At 69.3% G+C, this 20,053-nt stretch carries 21 protein-coding genes and 1 pseudogene; 10 read left to right on the top strand and 12 right to left on the bottom strand.

The features are described from left to right. The 4 genes and pseudogenes from FMP39_RS33875 to FMP39_RS33860 form a co-directional block, all read right to left on the bottom strand. Window positions 1–471 (bottom strand): annotated as a pseudogene (locus FMP39_RS33875) (transporter); the annotation flags it as partial. Continuing rightward, window positions 468–1,688, bottom strand: a complete 1,221-nt coding sequence (locus tag FMP39_RS33870; protein WP_141594149.1) for a sodium:proton exchanger — start codon at window positions 1,686–1,688, stop codon at window positions 468–470. The pseudogene FMP39_RS33875 and the gene FMP39_RS33870, both read right to left, overlap by 4 nt. A 32-nt stretch (window positions 1,689–1,720) precedes the next feature. Beyond that, complete coding sequence (locus FMP39_RS33865) at window positions 1,721–2,059, bottom strand: hypothetical protein (protein WP_090494459.1); 339 nt, start codon at window positions 2,057–2,059, stop codon at window positions 1,721–1,723. A gap of 46 nt (window positions 2,060–2,105) precedes the next feature. Then, complete coding sequence (locus tag FMP39_RS33860; protein WP_090494461.1) at window positions 2,106–2,561, bottom strand: general stress protein; 456 nt, start codon at window positions 2,559–2,561, stop codon at window positions 2,106–2,108. Between the two features lie 285 nt (window positions 2,562–2,846). On the opposite strand from FMP39_RS33860, the gene FMP39_RS33855 reads away from it, so the two are divergent. After that, on the top strand, window positions 2,847–3,614 hold the full coding sequence (locus tag FMP39_RS33855; RefSeq protein WP_141594151.1) for a TVP38/TMEM64 family protein: 768 nt from the start codon (window positions 2,847–2,849) through the stop codon (window positions 3,612–3,614). On the opposite strand, the gene FMP39_RS33850 is transcribed toward FMP39_RS33855, so the two are convergent. Next, complete coding sequence (locus FMP39_RS33850) at window positions 3,611–4,555, bottom strand: patatin-like phospholipase family protein (RefSeq protein ID WP_228558567.1); 945 nt, start codon at window positions 4,553–4,555, stop codon at window positions 3,611–3,613. The genes FMP39_RS33855 and FMP39_RS33850 overlap by 4 nt on opposite strands. Window positions 4,556–4,743: 188 nt before the next feature. Between FMP39_RS33850 and FMP39_RS33845 the strand changes: the two genes are divergently transcribed. Further along, a complete protein-coding gene (locus FMP39_RS33845) occupies window positions 4,744–5,364 on the top strand; it encodes a nuclear transport factor 2 family protein (RefSeq protein WP_141594147.1) in 621 nt (206 codons plus the stop codon). Here the strand turns inward: FMP39_RS33845 and FMP39_RS33840 are convergent. The 4 genes from FMP39_RS33840 to FMP39_RS33825 all read right to left on the bottom strand — a co-directional run bounded on the left by FMP39_RS33840 (window position 5,352) and on the right by FMP39_RS33825 (window position 10,654). Beyond that, window positions 5,352–6,851 (bottom strand): phosphatase PAP2 family protein, encoded by a 1,500-nt coding sequence (locus FMP39_RS33840; protein WP_141594146.1) that lies wholly within the window; start codon window positions 6,849–6,851, stop codon window positions 5,352–5,354. The two genes, FMP39_RS33845 and FMP39_RS33840, sit on opposite strands and share 13 nt — an antisense overlap. Next, complete coding sequence (locus tag FMP39_RS33835; protein WP_141594145.1) at window positions 6,848–7,774, bottom strand: fatty acid desaturase; 927 nt, start codon at window positions 7,772–7,774, stop codon at window positions 6,848–6,850. The genes FMP39_RS33840 and FMP39_RS33835 overlap by 4 nt, the downstream gene beginning before the upstream one ends. After that, the gene (locus FMP39_RS33830) at window positions 7,758–8,717 is read right to left on the bottom strand and encodes a Rieske 2Fe-2S domain-containing protein (RefSeq protein ID WP_141594144.1); all 960 of its coding nucleotides are present in this window, start codon (window positions 8,715–8,717) and stop codon (window positions 7,758–7,760) included. The genes FMP39_RS33835 and FMP39_RS33830 overlap by 17 nt, the downstream gene beginning before the upstream one ends. Before the next feature lie 143 nt (window positions 8,718–8,860). Then, entirely contained in the window at window positions 8,861–10,654 is a 1,794-nt protein-coding gene (locus FMP39_RS33825; protein ID WP_141594143.1) for a thiamine pyrophosphate-requiring protein, read from the bottom strand. 225 nt (window positions 10,655–10,879) lie between these two features. Between FMP39_RS33825 and mbhE the strand changes: the two genes are divergently transcribed. The 8 genes from mbhE to FMP39_RS33785 all read left to right on the top strand — a co-directional run bounded on the left by mbhE (window position 10,880) and on the right by FMP39_RS33785 (window position 17,377). Then, entirely contained in the window at window positions 10,880–13,189 is a 2,310-nt protein-coding gene (mbhE, locus tag FMP39_RS33820; protein WP_228558566.1) for a hydrogen gas-evolving membrane-bound hydrogenase subunit E, read from the top strand. Next, window positions 13,186–13,629, top strand: coding sequence for an MnhB domain-containing protein (locus FMP39_RS33815; protein ID WP_141594141.1), 444 nt, complete (start codon window positions 13,186–13,188; stop codon window positions 13,627–13,629). The genes mbhE and FMP39_RS33815 overlap by 4 nt, the downstream gene beginning before the upstream one ends. Before the next feature lie 2 nt (window positions 13,630–13,631). Beyond that, complete coding sequence (locus FMP39_RS33810; protein ID WP_090494481.1) at window positions 13,632–13,991, top strand: NADH-quinone oxidoreductase subunit K; 360 nt, start codon at window positions 13,632–13,634, stop codon at window positions 13,989–13,991. Further along, on the top strand, window positions 13,988–15,493 hold the full coding sequence (locus FMP39_RS33805) for a proton-conducting transporter membrane subunit (RefSeq protein WP_141594140.1): 1,506 nt from the start codon (window positions 13,988–13,990) through the stop codon (window positions 15,491–15,493). The genes FMP39_RS33810 and FMP39_RS33805 overlap by 4 nt, the downstream gene beginning before the upstream one ends. Beyond that, on the top strand, window positions 15,490–15,963 hold the full coding sequence (locus FMP39_RS33800; protein ID WP_141594139.1) for a Na+/H+ antiporter subunit E: 474 nt from the start codon (window positions 15,490–15,492) through the stop codon (window positions 15,961–15,963). The genes FMP39_RS33805 and FMP39_RS33800 overlap by 4 nt, the downstream gene beginning before the upstream one ends. Continuing rightward, entirely contained in the window at window positions 15,960–16,241 is a 282-nt protein-coding gene (locus FMP39_RS33795; protein ID WP_141594138.1) for a monovalent cation/H+ antiporter complex subunit F, read from the top strand. Before FMP39_RS33800 ends, FMP39_RS33795 begins: the two co-directional genes overlap by 4 nt. Continuing rightward, window positions 16,238–16,609: a monovalent cation/H(+) antiporter subunit G gene (mnhG, locus tag FMP39_RS33790; RefSeq protein ID WP_011553874.1), complete on the top strand. Its 372-nt coding sequence runs from the start codon at window positions 16,238–16,240 to the stop codon at window positions 16,607–16,609. Before FMP39_RS33795 ends, mnhG begins: the two co-directional genes overlap by 4 nt. A gap of 210 nt (window positions 16,610–16,819) precedes the next feature. After that, window positions 16,820–17,377 carry a hypothetical protein gene (locus FMP39_RS33785; protein ID WP_141594137.1) on the top strand — a complete coding sequence of 186 codons (558 nt, stop codon included), beginning with the start codon at window positions 16,820–16,822 and terminating at the stop codon, window positions 17,375–17,377. Between the two features lie 18 nt (window positions 17,378–17,395). Here the strand turns inward: FMP39_RS33785 and FMP39_RS33780 are convergent, their stop codons facing one another. The 3 genes from FMP39_RS33780 to FMP39_RS33770 are packed head-to-tail and all read right to left on the bottom strand — an operon-like array spanning window position 17,396 to window position 20,049. Continuing rightward, window positions 17,396–17,761, bottom strand: coding sequence for a cytochrome C oxidase subunit IV family protein (locus FMP39_RS33780; protein ID WP_141594136.1), 366 nt, complete (start codon window positions 17,759–17,761; stop codon window positions 17,396–17,398). Between the two features lie 10 nt (window positions 17,762–17,771). Next, complete coding sequence (locus FMP39_RS33775) at window positions 17,772–18,422, bottom strand: cytochrome c oxidase subunit 3 (RefSeq protein ID WP_141594135.1); 651 nt, start codon at window positions 18,420–18,422, stop codon at window positions 17,772–17,774. After that, the gene (locus FMP39_RS33770; RefSeq protein WP_141594150.1) at window positions 18,412–20,049 is read right to left on the bottom strand and encodes a cbb3-type cytochrome c oxidase subunit I; all 1,638 of its coding nucleotides are present in this window, start codon (window positions 20,047–20,049) and stop codon (window positions 18,412–18,414) included. The genes FMP39_RS33775 and FMP39_RS33770 overlap by 11 nt, the downstream gene beginning before the upstream one ends. Window positions 20,050–20,053 lie beyond the last annotated feature (4 nt).

The following is a 20,053-nucleotide window of genomic DNA, read 5'->3' as shown; positions in this document are numbered from 1 at the left end:
CGCGCTGACCGCCAGCGCCTGGGGCACCGTCATGTCCGCCAGGAAGGGCAGCAAGGGCTTGAGCGCGAAGGTGGCCCCGAAGCACACCAGGAAGGTGACGCCGCACACGGCCGCGCACAGCAAGGCCACGCGCGCGCCCACGCGGCGGATGAGCCCCAACCGGAGCTCCGTGCCGGCCACCAGCGCGATGAGGCTCACCGCCAGCCCCTTCACCAGCTCCAGCCCCTTCACGCCCGCGTTCGGGATGAAGCCCAGCGCATAGGGCCCCACCGCCACGCCCACCAGCAGGTAACCGGTGAGGCGAGGCAGGCCCAGGCCCTTGGCCACCTTTCCCGCGAACAGGCCGCACAACAGCAGCGCGCCCGCGGCCAGCATCACCGGTGTCCCCGAGTCCGCCCGGAGCACCTGTGCCCGGCTGATGATGGCCAGGAGCACCATCAACAGCAGCAGTCGGATGACCGCGCCCTTCATGCCGCCACCTTGTCGCTGTCAGCCGGGTTCTCGGACATGGTGCGGGGAGGGTCCACCACGTACTGGAAGGCCTGGCCCGCCAGCAGTTCGTTCACCACCGCGCCCATCACCACCACGTCCAGCACGCGCCGCGACAGCCCTCCCGGCACGAGCATCCCGTACTCCGCCACCAGGCACAGCGCCAGGCCGCCCTGGGCGATCAGCGCGTAGCCCAGCCGGGGAGGCAGCACGAGCGTCTGCTGCACCAGCCGCCGCGCGAACCGGCCGCCCAGCATCTTCCCCAGGAAGCGCAGGCCCACGAAGGCGGGCATCAGCACCCAGGCCCAGTAGTCCCGCGCATGCACCGCGCAGCCCACCAGGAACACGAGCACCAGGAACACGGGCCGCTCCACCCGGCCCAGCGCGCGGGCCACGCGCTCCGAGGTGCGGCCTCCCACCACCGCCAGCGTCGCTCCACACGCCACGCCCGCCAGCAAGGGCGACACCCGCAGGTACGCCGCCGCGCCGCTCACCAACACCACGCCGCCCAGCGTCACCGTGGTCAGCTCCGCCAGGTCCTTCAACGAATGCGTGAGGAAGGCCAGCAGCGCCCCACACATGACGCCCAGCAGCAAGGCCAGACACACCAGCCCCAGGCCTTCGCCCACGTTGCTGGCAGCGCCGAGCATCAACGCCAGCGCCAGCACGCCCAGACCCACCGCGTCATCCAGCATGGTGAGCAGCGCCACGCCCAGGCCGCGCGCCCGGTCCAGGCGCCCCGCGCGCCACGCGAGCACGGCCGAGTGCCCCGAAGAAAGGCTGGCTGCGGCCCCCAACATCGCCGCCGCGCCCACCGCTCCGAGCAGCCCCCGGGCGGACGTGAAGACGAGCGGCACCAGCAATGGCAGCGCCACGAAGAAGAAGGCCGTTCCGGAGTGCGCCAGCCCCGACAGATAGACGGACCGAGGCAGCAGGCGCAGCAGCCGGGGCTCCAGGTTCAGGCCCAGCAGCACGCCCGCGGTGCCCAGCCCCAGCGCCATCACCGGGCGCATGGCCTCCAGGTGCCGCTCGGTGAGCACCCCCGCCACGGAAGGCCCCAGGAAGATGCCGAGCAGAACGAAGAGGAAGCCGCTGGCCGCCAGTCTCGCCAGCGCTGGAAAGCGCCCCGGGTCCAGCGCACGGCTGGAGGCGAGCAGCGACAGCGCCGCGATGGATAGGAAGACGAGCAGCGCTTGCACAGCCCGTGCTTATAACGACGGGACGCTTCCCGTCACGACCGGCGATGCGTGGGCGCGGAAATCACTGGCATGGCGACCAGCCGTCCCATGGGCGGCTCGTCCGCGTCCATTTCCAGTTGGACGCGCTGCACCAATCGTTCCATCTCCTCCGGGGGCAGACCTGGCAACAGGCTCACCAGGATGACGCGATCGTCATCGGCGCCCAACGCCAGACTGCGGAGCCCCGCGAACACGGGGACCTCGGCGGATAACGCCGCCGCCGCGCTCCGAGCCCGCACCACCAACGGCTCCGGGATACCGAACTCCCGGAGCCGGCGGATGGCCCGCTCGGTTCCTTCCAACTGTTCAAGGAACGTGATGACCAGGTACACGCGGCCCTCTTAGTCGGTCCGCGAGTCTGGCGCCACGCTCGCGGTGCTACTCGTTTTGACCCGGCCCCGCCGGCTCTCCGGAAGAAGGGGGGGTGGATGGCGCCGCACCCTCCTGGGGCGGAGCACCTGCCGCGCCCTCCTGCGCCGCCATGGCGGCCCGCGCGGCCCGCTTGCCCTCTTCGATGAGCTTCTTCACCTTCTGCCCACCCTTGCGGCCAATCTCCTCGTAGAAGTTCGGCCCTCGGGTGGCCTTCACCCGGTCGCCACCCTTCTTGCCAATCTCCTCGTAGAACTTGGCGCCGCGCTCGGCCTTCACCGTCTCGCCGCCCTTGCGGCCGATCTCCTCGTAGAAGGAGCGACCGCGCTCGGCCTTCACCGTGGCGCCGCCCTTGCGGCCGATCGTCTCGTAGAACTCGCGTCCGCGCTCGTTCCGGACCGTCTCGCCACCCTTCCGACCCGCCTCGGCCACCGTCATGCTGCCCTTGTTGTCCTTGTCCGACATTTCCCTATCTCCTCTCGTGACTACCCCAGCCCTCGCCTTGGTGCCCCTTGCTTGAAACCTTGGGACGGAAGCGCCCCGATGCAAGCAAGCTCCGTACACCGCCAGCCGTTCACGCCTGATACGCCACACGAAAACCCCTGTGATTTCGTGGGTTTCGCAACGCCTGCCGAGCTTTCGGACCGGGCGGCGGGCTGCCCGGCCGGATGCTTTCATGTTGGAAACACCCCACTGCACATTGCGGATTCCCGAAACCACCTTCACTTTCAGGCCCACGGCGCGGCGGAAGTGGGGCCGCGGGGGAGGTACGGCGTGGCGCAGTCGGTGAAGACCTGGCTCCGGGTGTTGGCCCCGATGCTCGTCTCAATGGGGGGGCTTGTCGCACTTCGGCTGCTTGGACCGGACTTCGTCGACCAGCAGCGCCTCGCCAGTTGGTTGGAGCCCTTCGGGAAGTGGGCGCCCATTGCATACATCGGCTTCCTTGCCATTCGGCCCGTGACACTGCTTCCGGGTCAGCTGCTGACGGCCGTGGGCGGGATGATGTTTGGCACGCTCGCAGCGACCCTCTATTCACTAACGGGCGGCTTGCTGTCGGGCCTGCTGCTTTTCGCGGCGGCGCGCAAGCTGGGCACCGGACTGATGAAGCGCCTGGCTGGCAGCAAGTACCCCGCACTGGTGCGGGCGGCGAGGCGGCATGACTTCCTCTTCGCCTTCACCGCCTGCATCAATCCGCTGTGCCCCACCGACGTGATGCTGGCGGCGGCGGCGGCGAGCGGAGCGCGGCTGATGCCCACGCTGGCCGGCATCTTGATTGGCACCCTTCCTGGCACCTACCTCACGGCGCAGCTCGGCAGTGGTCTGGCCCAGGGCCGCACGACGATGACGGCGGTCGCCGCCGGGGGCCTTGTGGTGTCGCTGGTGCTCGGCGGCTACATCGGGCGGCGCTTCTACAAGGAGATCAACGAAGAAGCGCCGAAGCCACGCGCGGAGCCGCCGCCGCCCGCGCGACGCCCCATCGGTCATTCCGAAGCGACGGCCAAGCCCGCGGCGTTCTAGGCATGCATGGGCGGTTCCGGGAAGAGCTCCACGCGGCGCTGCACGCGCTCTCCTGGGCCCACGCCCGTGGGCAGCGAGACGGCCCGGGCCATCTCCTCACCATGTCGCAGGCGCATCCGGATCACCTCCGGCGCGAAGTCCAACATGTCCCCCATGGGCCGTGCGGGCTCGATGACGGTGATGCGACAGTACCGGTAGGGCACCCCATCCGGACGCCGCACGGTGAGCCCCGCGTCGTAGGCCTGACGGACGATGTCGTTGATGCGCACGAAGGCATCCACGTCATTGAGAAGGATTTCGTTGAGGGTGATGTCGGCGAGGCTGCGCGTGGCCACCTCCAGGAGATTGGCCGGCGGCTTCGCCCGTTCAATCTGGGATGGTGAGCAGACGATGACGACGATTTCCGTCGGGCCGAACTCCAGCGCATCCCCCAGGGGCGTGGCGTTGCGCAGTCCGCCGTCGACCAGGGCCGTCGCGCCCACCGGCTCCCAGAGGATGGGCAACGTCGAGCTCTGCCACACTGCGTCCAGGAAGTCCCTCGAGTCGCTGGGCACCAGCTCGTAGTTGCCAGAGACCAGGGACACGCGCCCCACGTGGGCGGGCACCCGAAAGCGGTGTCCGGCGAGGTGCCGCTGGATCAGCTCCCGCATGGGCGTGTTGTCGTACAGCCCCAGCTTGCGGAAAAGGCCCACGCGCAGGGCCACGAGCGGCCACGGCAGCTTCCGGTAGAGGTCCGCCTCGCGGATGTTCAACCAGATGTCGTTCAGCGCCCGGTAGGAGTGCTGGGCCAGCAGCGCGGCGTTCAGGGCACCCACGGACACGCCGAAGATGCGCTCCCAGCGGAAGCCGTGGACCTCCCGGAGGACGCGCTCGGCGCCGACCTGGAAGGCTCCCTTGGCCCCACCGCCGGACAGTACGAGCGTTGCGGGACGATCCTTCATGGCACGCCTCCTGGGAAATGGACCTGGCGCAGATGGATAGGGGCGTGCCAGCGCGGCGAGAATCACCCCGGGGCGTGGGCCCCTGTCCACCGTCCCTCGGGCCCCCGGGGCACCTCGGACGGCAACTTCCATGCACCACCGGCCGGAAGCCTCTCTAGGATGGGCCGATTCACGCCTCTGGAGCCTCGATGATCCGCTTGACTGGCTGTTGTGTGGTGGCGCTGCTGCTCGCGTTCCTGCCGTCCGCGGTGCTGGCCCAGCAGCCCACCGCCGACGCCACCCATGACGCCCTGCGCGTCCTCAAGCAGGAGATGGAGGACGCACTCAATACCCAGGACATCGACCGGCTGCTGAGCCACCTGCACCCGGATGTCTCCTTCACCACGATGAACAACGACGTGCGCGTGGGGAAGGAATCCATCCGCGCGTACTACGACGAGATGATGCGCGGGCCGAATCGCGTCGTGGACCGCATCCAGGCGAAGTTCGAGGTGGATGACCTGACCCGCCTGTACGGCGACACCGGCATCGCGCGCGGCTCGTCGCGGGACCACTACGTCCTCACGGACGGCACGGACATCGTCATCGACGGCCGGTGGACCTGCACCCTGGTCCGGGAGGGCGACCACTGGCGAATCGCCGCGTTCCACTACTCCACCAACGTCTTCGACAATCCCCTCCTCACGCGGGTGAAGCACCTCGCGGTCGCGGGAGCGACGGTCATCGGACTTGGCGCGCTCGTGGCGGGCGCGGCCATCGGCCGGAGGCTGCGGCGCCGAAGCCCCGGGCCCGCCCCTCACGCGCCCTGAAGCTGGCGGGCCGTCACCTCGGCCAGGAAGGGATGGCGCCGGGGAAGGCGCTTGCGCCAGAAGGACTCGATGGAGCGGTGGAACAGGCGCAGCAACGCCAGCCCCGGACGGCCCTCCAGCGCCGCCAGCTGGCCAGCCGTGCCATCCAGCAACGCCCTGGCCCGGACGTGCTCCGCCGTCATCCACGCGCGGCCCGCCTCCGTTCCCAGCAACGCGTCGATGTCCGTCGGGTCCGCGCCGTCGCCCCGGACGGCCGCCGCGACCTCTTCCGGAACGTTGTAGAGCCCCTGGGCGAGGTCCTCTCGCAGGTCCCGCATCACCGAACACCAGCCGAAGGCCTCCATCAGCGCGGGCGCGTCCTCGGCCCGGACGCCCGCTCCGGCGACGTGCAGCATCAAATCCACCGACAAGCAGAACGTGTCGCGTTGCTGCGCGCGAAGCGCCTCCTCGCTCCACCACTGTCCGGCCTTTACCCGCTCCCGGTCCTTGCGCATCGTCCGCACCAGAGCGAAGACCTGGGCGCGGGCCGTGTCGTCTCCCAGCCGTTCGAGCAGCACGCGCCCCAGCGTGGCCGCCGTCCCCGGGTCCTCCCCTCGCCCGGACTCCAGCTCCAAGAGGAGCGCGTCCACCCAGTCGAGCGGCTCTCCGGCCACCGCGCGGTCCCCGTCCAGCACGTCGTCCACCAGTTGGAGGAAACAGAAGCCCACCCGTGCCACCCGTGCTTCGCGCCACCACCGGCTCACCGCGTAGCGGTAGAGCACCAGGGCAATCAGCCCGTAACGCAGGTGACGCCGCGCGAAGCGATAGGACTCCCGGGCGCACAAGGCTTCGACTCGCAGGGCCTCCAGGAACGCCGTGCGGCGCGCCCAGGGAGCCACCCACCGCCAGGTGCCCCAGGCCAGCAACGCCCCCGCGGCCACGTCCACCACGTGGTGCTCGTGGATGAGCAACGTCGACGCCGCGATGGCCAGCGCCCACAGGCAGAAGAGGATACGTCCCAGCGCCCCCGCCCGCTCCGCGTAGGCCAGGGCCGCCGTGCAGGCGAAGGCCACGTGGAGGGACGGCAGGTAGTTCCGCTCCAGGTTCAGCGTGTCCGCCAGTTGGAAGACACCCGCCCAGGTCCCCTCCACGGCGCGCGGCGGCCAGGCCACCTCCACCGGAAAGAGCAGGAAGCACACGGCCGCGAGCGCTGTCTCCACACACAGCGCCAGCGCGAAGGGCACCATGTCCCGCCACGTCCGGAAGACGAAGAGGGACAGCAGGAGCAGCACGTCCATGCTGACGTAGACCAGCGCCCAGGACGGCATGAACGGGATGTGGCGCTCGAAGGACAGCTCCACCCGGAGGCCCCCGGTATAGAAGCCCGTGAGCCAGCTCGCGCCGCCGTAGACCGCCACGAAGAACAGGGCGAAGCCCGTGGCCATGGCGGCCGTGAGGGCCAGCTCCTCCTGGCGGGGCCACCCGAACAACGCGGGACGCGGGCTCATCGCTCCTCCACTGCGGCGGGCAGTGGCCGAGGGCCTCGCCACATGGACAGCCAGATGCGCAGGAAGGACGGTCGCTCCACCTCCGGGTCCACGTAGCGCCCCAGGTAGAGCCAGGGCACGTGCGGGTGCCGGTGATGGGCCCGGTGATAGTGGTAGTTGAGGAACAGCCACCGCACCGGAGCGGCCACGCGCAGATCCCACGCGCCGTCACGGACATGCAGCGGTGACCATGCATGGTCCGCGTATTGGAGCGCGCTCCAGTTGACGGCGAAGGCCGCGTAGCAGAGCCCCCACCCCGTCGCTGACACATCCAGCGCCACCACGAGCCCGACCTGCACACAGACCGCCAGCAGCACCTCCGCGCGGATGGCACCTCCGGAAGCTGCTTCCAGGCGTCCGAGGTACGCGTCCGCGCCCGTCTGCTCGCCGTACCGGGTGCCCGTGCCGCGCAGCCGGTGCATCAATCCGGGAACGAGCGCGAAGACCACCGCCCCCACCGGGACGAACAGCCAGTAGAGCCCGGTGAGGATGGAGTACCACTGCGCCCGTTTCAGGAAGCGGTTGTCTCCGGGCCGGAAGTAGTCGAACTGCTCCAGGTGCGTCCGGTTGTGGCGGTGGTGGTTCAGGTGGAAGGCGCGCTGCATCGTGAAGGACGTGGGAAAGAACGCCGCGGCGATCCGGCCCAGCATGTCGTTCACTCGTCGCACGGGGTGCAGCACGCCGTGCGTGGCCTCATGCAGCAGCGAGAACACGGTGTTGTTGACGAAGGAGAAGACCACCGCGGCCAGGAGTTGGACGGCGAGCCGCTCCGCATGTGACGCCAGCCACAAGCACCCGGCACAGGCCGCCATGGCGCAGACCAGGAGCACGGCGTTGAGCGCGGCTGGAACCGGAGTTCCCACGCCCTCACCCTCTGTCGTCATCGGGCGCCTCTGGCAGGCTGTCGGTGAAGTCGAGCACCTGGCGCAGCACCGGGTCCTCCGCCGCCCCCGCCCGGTTGAAGCGCATCCCGTCGAGCACGGACAGGTCGCGCCGCAGGAACGACGTGAACAGCCACCGCGACACCTGGAGCGCCAGCCAGTCAACCCCCGGAAGCCGGCTGCGGCGCGCGGCGAAGGCCAGCCGCACGAACAACCCCTCCTCGCTCTGATGAAGGCCCGCGATCAACGCGCTGCGCGTGCGCCCCAGGTCGCTCTCCACGGACAGGAGCGTTCCACCATGCAACGTGAGCGTGACACCGATGCGATCGCCGGACAGGAACTTCATCACCCGATCACTGAGCCCGCTGCCCGTGACGCGGGACGTGTACCGCACGCGCAAGGTGAACGGGTCCGGGCGCTCCACCACCGGCGCGTCCCGCAGCTCACGATGGTGCACCGTGCGCAGGTGCTCCAAGTCGAAAGCATTGGCCACCACGGGCAGCCAGTCACAACGCACCGCGAAGCGATCCGACGTGCCCCAGCGCAACGCCCCGCTGCCCACCTCTGGCGGAGGAAAGAGCACCACCGGACCATTGAAGACCAGGATGGCGCCGTACCGCTCCACCACGGGGAAGGCCCGCTGTGCCGTCTTCCCTGGGCAGGCGCCACTGCCGTCGAACTGCCAGTGGTGGAGCGGGCACCGCAGCGAATCCCCCACCACGGTGCCCCCCCCCAGGTGCGCGCCCATGTGGGGACAATGGGCGGCGAGCGCGTGGACCGCGCCGCTCCGTCCCCGGAAGAGAACCAGCTCCCGTGTGCCCGTGCTCCAACGCATCACCTGCCCGGGCCGGAGTGCCTCGGAGGGGCACACGAGGTGCCACGCGCGCAGACGGCCTGGCTCGGGGTGACGCACAGGCTCCAGCCGCGAGGCAATCTTCACCACCATGCTGGAAATCTAACGCAACGGATGATCGGGCTGAAGGCCGGAGACACCACGGCACTGGGCGAGACAGCGATGTCGGAGCGTGGCCGCACCCTGGAGCCGCGCACCGCCGCGCCGACCGCGTCGTACCGGCACGGCGCCTCGCTTCAGGACTTGCCACCGCCCCGGGGCAGCAGTGTCTCCACCATGCCTTTGAGCGACTGCTTCAGGATGCCGCCCGTGTCCACGTCGCCCTTCGCCAGCGCCTGGGCATAGTGCTTCGCCTGCTCGAAGGTGATGTGGGGCGGTAGCAGCGGGACGTCCGGGTCCACGTAGGCCTCGAAGACGACGGGCCGGTTGGCGCTCAGTGCCTCATCCCACGCGCGGCCCAGCGACTCCGGCCGGTCCACGCGAATGCCCAGGAAGCCCAGGGACTCCGCATACGCCGCGTACGGGAAGTCCGGCAGGTCCTGGGACGCGGGCAGCTTCGGGTCGCCGGCCAGCACGCGCTGCTCCCACGTCACCATGTTGAGGTCCCGGTTGTTGAGGACCATGACGATGAAGCGCGGGTCCTTCCACTCCTTCCAATACTTGGCCACGGTGATGAGCTCCGCGTTGCCATTCATCTGCATGGCACCGTCGCCCACCAGCGCGATGACGGGCCGGTGCGAGAAGGCGAACTTGGCGCCGATGGCATAGGGCACGCCGCAGCCCATGCTGGCCAGGTTCCCGGACAGCGAGGCCATCATCCCCTTGCGCATCTTCAGGTACTGCGCGTACCAGCTCGTGCCCGACCCCGAATCCGCCGTCAGGATGACGCCATCCGGCAGCCGGGGTGAAAGCTCGAAGAACACGCGCCGCGGGTTGAGGGGATTCGCGCTGTCCATCGCGAGCGCCTCCGCCGTCTTCTCCCACTGCCGCACGCTCTTCACCACGCTGTCGCGCCAGCTCCGATCCTTTTTGTGCTCGAGCATGGGAATCAGCGCCTTCAGCGTCTCCTGACTGTCCCCCACCAGCGCCACCTCCATGGGGTAGCGGATGGCCAGCATCCGGCCGTCGAGGTCGATTTGAACGCCCCGGGCCTGTCCTTCCTTCGGGAGGAACTCCGAGTACGGAAAGCTGGTGCCCACCATCAGCAACGTGTCGCAGTCCGACATCAGGTCCCAGCTCGCCTTGGTGCCCAGCAGACCGATGGAGCCGGTGACATAGGGCAGGTCATCCGGCAGCACGGCCTTGCCCAACAGGGCCTTCGCCACGCCCGCGCCCAGCAGCTCCGCCACGTGCATCACCTCGTCCGCCGCGGCCTGCGCTCCGGCGCCCACCAGCATGGCCACCTTCTTCCCGGCGTTGAGCACGTCCGCCGCCCGCCGCAAGTCCCGCTCGCGAGGCAGCACCCGCGGCACGCTGGAGCCCACGCTCGAATGGACCGTGCCGTGCGCGTGCGGAGGCTTGTGGTAGGCCTCTTCCTGGACGTCGTTGGGAATGATGACGCACGTCACGGTGCGCTCGTAGATGGCGACGCGCATCGCCCGGTCCACCGCGTGGCGGATGGCGGAGGGGCTGGTCACCATGGTCAGGTGCTCGCTGGCCACGTCCTTGAAGAGGGACAACAGGTCCACCTCCTGCTGGAAGTGGCCGCCCAGCGCGGCGCGCGTCTGTTGTCCGACGATGGCCACCACCGGCTGGTGGTCCAGCTTGGCGTCATAGAGGCCGTTGAGCAGGTGGATGGCCCCGGGCCCCGACGTGGCCAGACACACGCCCGGCTCGCCAGTGAACTTCGCGTGCGCACAGGCCATGAACGCGGACATCTCTTCATGGCGCGTCTGCACGAAACGGAACTCCGACGTGCGCCCGAGCGCGCCGAGGATGCCGTTGATGCCGTCACCGGGATAGCCATAGATGCGGCGAACGCCCCACTGGGACAGGCGGTGGAGCAGATAGTCGGAGACGGTGGCGCTCATGACGGCTCCTCGGGTTCGGGGACGTCATCAAGCTAGGCACCCGGGCACCGGCGCCTGCGGCGGAGCTCCCGTCCGCCCGTCCAGCGGCCGGGGCAGCGACCGGGCACTTATGGACACTTCGAGGCCGCGCGAACGCGGGGAGTGTCCACCACTGACCCTCGTGGGGAACGTGCAAGGAAGAAGCCTGGAGGCAGCAGCCGGGCAATGGCCTGCTGCCTCCTGGTCATGGCTCTGGGTATCGCCTTCTTCGTTCCATTCATCGCCGCGGCTTTGGCCGTGCCGATCACCCGGCTGTTCAAGTCATGGGCCGGCTGGGTGCTCGCCCTCTTTCCGGCGGGACTGGCGGTGTGGTTCGGCGCACAGGTTCCCGCCGGCGTCCAGGGGGAGGTTCCCTCGCTGACGCTGCCGTGGATGCCGGACCTGGGCATCGACTTCGCGCTGCGGCTGGACGGCCTGTCCCTGCTGATGGCGCTGCTCATCACCGGACTGGGCACGCTCGTGGTCATCTACGCGGGGCGCTACCTGGTCCACCATGAGGTGCTGGGCCGCTTCTACGGTTGGCTCCTGCTCTTCATGGGCGGGATGCTGGGCATCGTCCTCGCCGACAACACGCTCCTCCTCTTCGTCTGCTGGGAGGTGACGACCTTCAGCTCGTTCATCCTCATCGGCTTCGAGCACAAGGAAGACGCCGCCCGCGAATCCGCGCAGCGGGCCCTGCTCATCACCGCGCTGGGCGGACAGTCCCTGCTGGTGGGCCTGCTGTTGCTGGGCGACGTGGTGGGCACGCTGTCCATCTCCGGCACCATCGCCGCCGCGGACACCGTGCGCGACAGCCCCCGCTACCTGGCCATCCTCCTGCTGGTGCTGGGCGGCGCCTTCACCAAATCAGCGCAGATGCCGTTCCACACCTGGCTGCCGGGCGCGATGACAGCGCCCACGCCCGTGAGCGCGTACCTCCACTCCGCCACCATGGTGAAGGCTGGCGTCTTCCTGCTGGCGCGGCTGTCGCCCGTCCTGGGAGGCACACCCCCATGGGAAACCATCCTCACCATCGTGGGCACGATGACGATGGTGCTGGGCGCCCTGCTGGCGCTGGGGCACACAGACCTCAAGCTGGTGCTCGCGTACGCGACGGTGAGTGTCCTGGGGGCCTTGGTGATGTTGCTGGGCCAGGGCACCGCGGCCTCCATCCAGGCCATGGTGACGTTCCTCACCGCGCACGCGCTCTACAAGGGCACGTTGTTCCTGGTGGCGGGGTCGGTGGACCACGAGACGGGCACGCGCGACGTGGCGCACCTGAGCGGGCTGCGCAAGCGCCTGCCGATGACGGCCGCGGCCTCCGCGGCCGCCTCCTTGTCGATGATGGGCCTGCCCCCGCTCTTCGGCTTCGTGGGCAAGGAGCTCATCTACGAAGCCTGCCTGGAGGGCCCAGGGGGCTGGCCCCTGGCGATGGGGGCCACGGTGGGCTTCGGCGGCATGGTGGCCGCGGCGCTGCGCGTGGGCGTGCAGCCCTTCGTGGGCAAGACGTTCCGCGCGGGCAAGCCGGAGTCGGAGGTCCACGAAGCGCCTCCGTCCATGTGGGTGGGGCCCGCGCTGCTCGGCGTGGCGGGGCTGGTGTTGGGCCTGGTGCCCTGGGCCATCCAGCCCCTGCTGGCCATGGCGGCGGTGGACATTGGCGGGAGCCAGGTAGGGAACCTCAAGCTGACGCTGTGGCACGGCGTGACACCCGCCCTGGGGTTGAGCGTGGGGAGCCTCGTCATCGGAGGGGGCCTCTTCGCGCTGCGCCAGCCGGTGCTGAAGGGCCTGCGCGCCCTGAACCTGTCCAACCACGGCCCGGAGCGCTTCTACCAGGCCTCCCTGAGCGGCCTGCTCAAGCTGTCCTCGTCGATGACGCGGGTGCTCCAGAACGGCTCGCTGCACCAGTACATCGTCGTCACCCTGGCCACGTTCGGTGGCCTGCTGGCGCTGGCTGTCGTCCTGCGGCTGGGGGACTGGCCCCGGGGCGTCTCCAAGTACGTGCTGTCCCATGAAGTGGTGGTCCTGGTGGGCATCCTGGCGTCGGCGGTGCTGGCCGTGGTGTCGCGCTCGGCGCTGACGTCCATCCTCGCGCTGGGCGCGTTGGGCCTGGCGGAGGCGCTGCTGTACGTGTTCTTCGGCGCGCCGGACCTGGCCATGACGCAGATCGTGGTGCAGACGCTCACCGTCATCCTGTTCGCGCTCGTCTTCTCGCGCTTCCCGGTGCAGCCGCATCAGCACCGCTTCCGCTGGTGGACGGCGGCCCTGCCCCTGACCGTGGGCGGGCTCATCACCTGGATCATCTTGCACGTGGCCTCGGCGCCCTCGCACACGCGGCTGGCGGACTTCTACGCAACGCAGAGCGTGCCCGCCGGCAAGGGGCTGAACATCGTCAACGTCATCCTGGTGGACTTCCGAGCGTTCGACACGCTGGGAGAGGCCACCGTGCTGGCGACGTCCGGACTGGGGGTCTATCTCCTGTTCCGCACGCGCTCGCAGCGAAAGAAGAGGCAGGTATGAGCCCCGTGGTGATGCACACCGTGGCGCGGCTGATGGCCCCGGTGCTGCTGCTCGTGTCCCTGGTGCTGGCCGCGCGTGGCCATGACATCCCCGGTGGCGGCTTCGTCGGCGGACTGATGGCGGCCACGGCGTTCGCGTTGCTGATGGTGGCGTTTGGCCGGCCCGCGGCGCGCAAGCAATTGCGGGTGCACCCCACCCGGTTGGCCGCGGCGGGCCTGCTGGTGGCGCTCTTCAGCGGCGTCCTTCCGATGATGGAAGGCCGACCCTTCCTGTCTGGAATCTGGACGCGGTTGCCCGTGCCGGGGACGGATGGATTGAAGGTGGGCACCCCGCAGCTCTTCGACCTGGGCATCTATCTGGTCGTCCTGGGGACGGCCATGTGCTTCATCCTGGGCATGGCCCGGGGGGAGGACACCACGGCGCCGGAGATGGGGGGCTAGGCATGGAACTGTTCCTCGCAATCACCGTGGGCGGCCTCTTCGCGGCGGGGTTCTACTGCCTGATGCTCCACAGCATCGTCCGCATCGCGCTGGGGCTGGTGCTGCTGGGCAGCGCCACCAACCTCCTGATCTTCACCATCAACGGGCTGCAGCGCGGCTTCGCGCCCCTGGTGCCCGAAGGCCAGGAGGCCCTCTCCCCGCCCTTCGCGGATCCGGTGCCCCAGGCCTTCATCCTCACCGCCATCGTCATCAACTTCGGCCTGCTCGCGCTGCTGCTGGTGCTGGTGCACCGCGCCGCGCAGGAGACGGGGACCGATGACACGCGGGCCCTGCGCACCGAGCTGAAGGATTCCAAGCGATGACGCCCTCCGCACTGCTCAGCCTGCCCATGATTCTTTGCCTGGGCGCCGCGGCCGCGGGGTTGCTCACCCCGTCACGCGCGTGGCCGCGCCGGTGGCTGGCGCTGATGACCATGGTGTCTCTCGCCGTGGTGGGTGCGATGCTGCTGGTGACGGTGCGCCGCGAAGGCATCCAGTCCATGCAGGTGGGCGGGTGGGCGGCGCCCTTTGGCATCACCCTGGTCGCGGACCTGCTGAGCGCCCTTTTGGTGCTCGTCACCGGGGTGATGGGCCTGACGGTGGTCTCCTACTCCGCGGCCACGCTCCCGGCGTCGAAGGAGGCGGGCGCCTACTACCCGCTGGTGCTGGTGCTGGTGGGCGGCGTGTGCGGCGCGTTCCTGACCGGAGACCTCTTCAACCTCTTCGTGTGGATCGAGGTCATGCTGGGCGCCTCGTTCGTGCTGCTCGCGCTGGAGGCCCGACAGGAGCAGCTCGAAGCGTCCATTAAATACATGTCGCTGAGCCTCATGGGCTCGGTGGTGCTGCTGTGCGCGGTGGGCCTGCTGTACGGGGCGGCGGGCACGCTGAACCTGGCGGACCTGGCCGTCACGGTGCCGGGCCTGGGCACGCCGAACCTGATGACGGCCGTGTCCATGTTCTTCCTGGTGGCCTTCGCGCTGAAGGCGGGCGCCTTCCCCCTCTTCTTCTGGCTGCCGGCCTCGTACCACACGCCCCCGGCGGCGGTGACGACGCTCTTCTCCGCGCTCCTCACCAAGGTCGGCGTCTACGCCCTGGCGCGCGTGTTCACCCTGGTCTTCACGCAGGACGCTCAGCTCACCAGTACCCTCCTGCTGGTGATGGGCGGCCTCACCATGGTGACGGGCGTGCTGGGCGCGGTGGCGCAGTACGACATGCGCCGGCTGCTGTCCTTCCACATCATCAGCCAGATTGGCTACCTCATCGCCGCCCTGGGGCTGCTCACCCGGAGCGCGCTGACGGCGCTCATCGCCTTCCTCATCCACTACATCTTCGCGAAGTCGGCGCTCTTCCTGGTGAGCGGGGCCACCGCGCGCGTCACCCGCACCTATGACCTGCACCAGATGGGCAACCTGTACCGGACCCAGCCCCTGCTGGCCGCGCTGTTCTTCATCCCCGCGCTGTCGCTCGCGGGCGTGCCGCCCTTCTCCGGGTTCTTCGCCAAGCTGGCCGTCATCCAGGCGGCGCTGCGGGCCGAAAACTGGATCATCGCGGGGACGGCTGTCGTCGTGGGCCTGCTCACCCTCTTCTCCATGATGAAGATCTGGCGCGAGGCCTTCTGGAAGGCGCCGCCGGAGGACCAGCCGCAGGAACCCACCCGGCCGCTGAGCCTGGGAGACGGCGTGCTCGGGCCCTGCATGGCGATGACACTGTTCATGGTCGTCCTGGGCCTGGGCGCCGAGCCACTGCTGGAGCTGGCGGACGCCGCCGCGGGCCAGTTGCTGGACCCGGAGGAGTACGTGCGGGCGGTGCTGGGGGGACGCCCATGACCGCGTTCCTCTGGAACCTGATGCTGGCGCTCCTCTGGGCCGCGATGCTGGGGAACGTCACTGCGGAGAACCTCCTCACGGGGTTCGTCATCGGCTTCGTGCTGCTGGCCCTCATCGACACGCAGCATGGGCCCTCGCGCTATGGGACGCAGGCGTGGAACGTGGTGCGGCTGGTGGCGGGGGTGGGCTGGGACGTGCTGGTCGCCAACGTGCGGGTGGCCTACGAAATCGCGACGCCCAAGCTCCTCACCCGGCCCGCCATCTACCGCTACGACATGGAGGCGCGCACGGACGCGGAGATCACGCTGCTGACGCTCATCGTCACCTTCGCGCCGGGCACGCTGGCCCTGGAGGTGTCCGAGGACCGCAAGGCCATCTACGTCCACGTCATGTTCGCCACCACCCGGGAGGCGTTCTGCAAGGAGCTCCGCGAGCGCGTGGAGATTCCACTGTTGAGGGCACTGCGATGAGCGACTGGCTGCAGAGCATCACCCAGGGGACCCTCGGGGCCATCTCCGTCTCGATGCTGTTCTCGCTCCACCGGCTGCTCCGAGGTCCGTCGCTGACGGACCGGGTGGTGGCGCTGGACCTCTTCTCGCTCCAGACGTCGGCGGTCATCACCGTCTACGCCCTTTGGATGGGACAGCCCGAGCTGGTGGACGTGGCCCTGGTGCTGGCCGTCATCGGGTCCATGGGCACCATCGTCATCGCCAGGTACCTCTACAGCGCGCAGAGGGGCACGCCATGAAGGAAATCATCACCGCGGTGTTGCTGGTGTTGGGGGCGTTGCTGATGCTCCTGGCGGGGCTGGGCCTCTTCCGGATGCCGGACCTGTTCCTGCGGCTCCACGGGGCCGCGAAGGCGTCCTCGCTGGGCGTGGGCCTGCTGATGGGCGCGGCGGCGCTGGGCCTGGGAGACGTCAGCGTGGTGGCCCGCGCGGCGCTGGGCGTCACCTTCGTCTTCGTCATGACGCCCGTGGCCACGCTGCTCATCGCGCAGGCGGCGTTTCGCGCCGGCATCCCGCTCTGGGAGCGCACGCACCAGAACGACCTGGAGGAACACCACCCCGCTGGAGGACCGTACGAGCCGCGCCTGGGACCCGACGGCGAGGAATGAACGCCGTGGGTCCAAGGGCCACCGGTCCCCGGCGGACCGCTACGCCCGGCGTCTGGGGCTACTGGCCCCCTGGACCGGCACAATGCCCGCCAGGCCGCGAACGACGCGCCCGGGAGACACTACGCGCGGCATGAGCGCGCGAGGAACACTGCCGCCAGGCCCAGGCCCATCCCGTCATGGGTCGGGACGAATCAGAAGGAAGGTGGCGCCATGGACCGCACGCGGCAGCGGGAGCTCCAGGCGAAACACGCGGACGCAGTGGCCCACTGGAGCCTGGTCCGGGACGTGCTCATCGCGGGAGGGCTGGTGGGTACGCTCGGCGCAGCGGCCATGGCCGCGCTGGCCCTGCTGCTGGGCAGCATCACCCAGGGCGACCTCTGGTACGCGCCACGGCTGGTGGGCGGCGTGGTCTTCAGGGACGCGCCCGCTGGGACCGCGGCGGTGGTGCTCGGCTTCGCCCTGCACTTCGCGACGGCGGGAGGGCTCGCCACCGCCTTCGCGATGCTGGTGCCCCGAGGTGGCCCGGCACTGACGGCCGTGATGCTGGGCCTGTTCGCGGGCCTGACGCTCCAGGCCGTCATGCCCGTGCTGGTCGTCCCCTGGGCCGCGCCCCCGCTGGAGCGAGCGGGACCGCCCATCGCCGCGTTCCTGCTCCTGCACCTGGTCTTCGGCGCGTGCCTGGGCGTCCTGACGCCTGTCCGGAAGGCCTTGCTCCTCCTGGATGCGAAGCGCCGTGGCGTCAGGGAACTCCCGGCACCGCCGCACTGAGCCCGCGGCTCGGGTGCATCAGGGCAGCGGCAGCCAGGGCGGCGCCACGCGAGGGGGGCCGCTTCGTTCGGTGCCCGGCAACCGCGACACGGGAAAGGGCCCTGGCGGCAACGTCGGCCACGCCCGGGCCGCGGCTTCCGCCAACACCAGCCCCACGAGGATTCCAACGAAGACACCCGCGGTGCCGATGACGAGCCGGGGCCCGCCGGGCCGCTCCGCCAGGTGCATGAAGAAGAAGGCAATCAACACGGCCTTGCACAGCGCGATGCCGAGCGCGACCGGCACCGCCCACGCCCCCAGGTGCAGCCTCGACAGCCCGAAGGACAGCGTGGCCAGCACCAGCAACACAGCTCCGACGGCCAGCACCCGGACCCCGCCCCGCATGCGCGCCTCCTCACGTCAGGTACAGCAGTGGCCAGAGGAACAACCAGACGACGTCCACCAGGTGCCAGTACATCCCACCCAGCTCCACGGGCGTGTGGAAGCGGGCCCCGAACTCCCCCGCCAGCGTCCGCAACGCCAGCGTGACGAGCACGCCCACCCCCACGAGCACGTGCACCGCGTGCAAGCCTGTCATCACCCAGTACAGCGTGAAGTAGAGGTTGGCGCCGGGAAGGGCGAACGCCTCATAGGCGTACCAGGCGCCGGGCAGCGCCCCGTCATGCACGTGCTTCATGTACTCGGCGGCCTTGATGAACAGGAACGCGATGCCCAGCAGCACCGACAGCGCGAGCAACGCCGCCGCGGCGAAGTCGCGTCCATTCCGGATGGCATCCACCGCGAGCGCCACCAGGATGCTGCTGACCACCAGCACGAAGGTGTTCAGCGTCCCCAGGAACACGTCCATGTGCGCAGGCGCCTGCTGGAACACACCGGGATACGTCAGCCGGTACAGGGCATACGCGGTGAACAACACCGAGAAGAGCAGCACCTCCGTGGCCAGGAAGATCCACATGCCCAGGTGCGCGGCGTCCTGGCGGGACGCCTCGTCTCCAAAGTGGAAGGCACGAGGCTCCACCGGGCGCTGGCTCGCCTCATGCCGCATGCTCCACCTCCGTGTTGGCGCCAGGGTTCGCGTAGTCGTGCGGCGGCCTGGGAAACCGCGGCGGCGCATGGAAATTGAATTCGGGGGGCGGTGAGTCGCTGAGCCACTCATACCCCTCGCTGCCCCAGGGGTTCCGCCCCGCCGCACGGCCATGCCGCAGCGACCAGCCCAGGTAGATGGCGACGATGAGGAAGCCGAAGCCCAGCAGGGATGCCCCAGCGGTGGACGCCACGTGCAGCGGCTGGAACGCCTCCGGGTAGTCCGCGTACCGGCGGGGCATGCCCAGATTGCCCAGCAGGAACTGAGGCAGGAAGGTGGCGATGAAGCCGAAGATGATGAGCACCGCCGTCCCGATGCCCATGCCCTCCGGGTACATGCGGCCGCTCATCTTCGGGAACCAGTAATGCAGCGCCGCGAGGAAGGCCATCAGCGACGCGCCCACCATGATGAAGTGGAAGTGCGCCACCACGAAGTACGTGTCATGCCAGTGCAGGTCCGCGGACGTGACGGCCACGGCGACCCCGCTCATGCCTCCGAAGAAGAGCAGGAAGATGAATCCGAGCACGTAGGTGAACGGCGTGGAGACCCACAGGCTCCCCCGGTACATGGTGCCCAGCCAGGTGAAGATCTTCATCGCCGTGAAGATGGCCACCAGCATGGACAGCACGCTGAACGCGCCCGCCCCGAAGGTGGACTGGCCGGAGACGAACATGTGGTGTCCCCACGTGAGGAACCCCACGAAGGAGATGCCCACCGTGCTCCAGACAATCACCCGGTAGCTGAAGGGGCGCTTGCGGCTGAAGGCGCACACCGTCTCGCTGATGACGCCCATGCCCGGCAGCACCATGATGTAGACGGCCGGGTGGCTGTAGAACCAGAACAGGTGCTGGAAGAGCAGCGGGTCCCCTCCCCGGCTCGGGTCGAACAGCCCCGCGCCCGCCACCCGCTCCAGCGCCACGAGCACCAGCACCATGCCCAGCACCGGCGTCGCGAGCACCTGGATGATGGACGTGCCGTAGATCGCCCACACGAAGAGGGGCACCTTCATCCACGTCACGCCGGGGGCCCGCAGGGTGTGCACGGTGGTGATGAAGTTGATGCCGGTGATGATGGTGGAGAACCCCACCACGAAGACGCCCACGAGCACGGGCATCACCTCTCGCCCGGTGGCGGTGCTGTAGGGCGTGTAGAACGTCCACCCCGTATCCACGCCGCCCTGGAACACGCCCCACAGCGTCATCGCCGCGCCGAGCACGTAGAGGTAGAAGCTGGCCAGGTTGAGCCGGGGGAAGGCCACGTCCCGGGCGCCAATCATCAGCGGAAGCAGGAAGTTGCCGAAGGCCGTGGGGATGGACGGGATGAGGAACAGCCACACCATGACGACGCCGTGCACGGTGAAGGCGCGGTTGTAGGCCAGCCGCCCCATCACCGTTTCACCCGGCGTCAGCAACTCCACGCGCAGGGCCAGGGCGAAGATGCCCCCCAGCAGGAACATCAGCAGCAACACGGCCAGGAACATCACGCCAATGCGCTTGTGGTCACGCGTGGTGAGCCAGGACCAGAGCCCTCGCTCCGCGTCCAGATAGCTGGGCCCGGCGGCGGAGGGCTCAGCGTGGGAGGGGGCCATACGT

The sequence above is a fragment of the Myxococcus sp. AB056 genome, from assembly GCF_006547365.1.
GTDB lineage: Bacteria > Myxococcota > Myxococcia > Myxococcales > Myxococcaceae > Myxococcus > Myxococcus virescens.
Note: the sequence above shows the minus strand (reverse complement) of the source record. Positions and strands in the feature narration are given on the sequence as shown.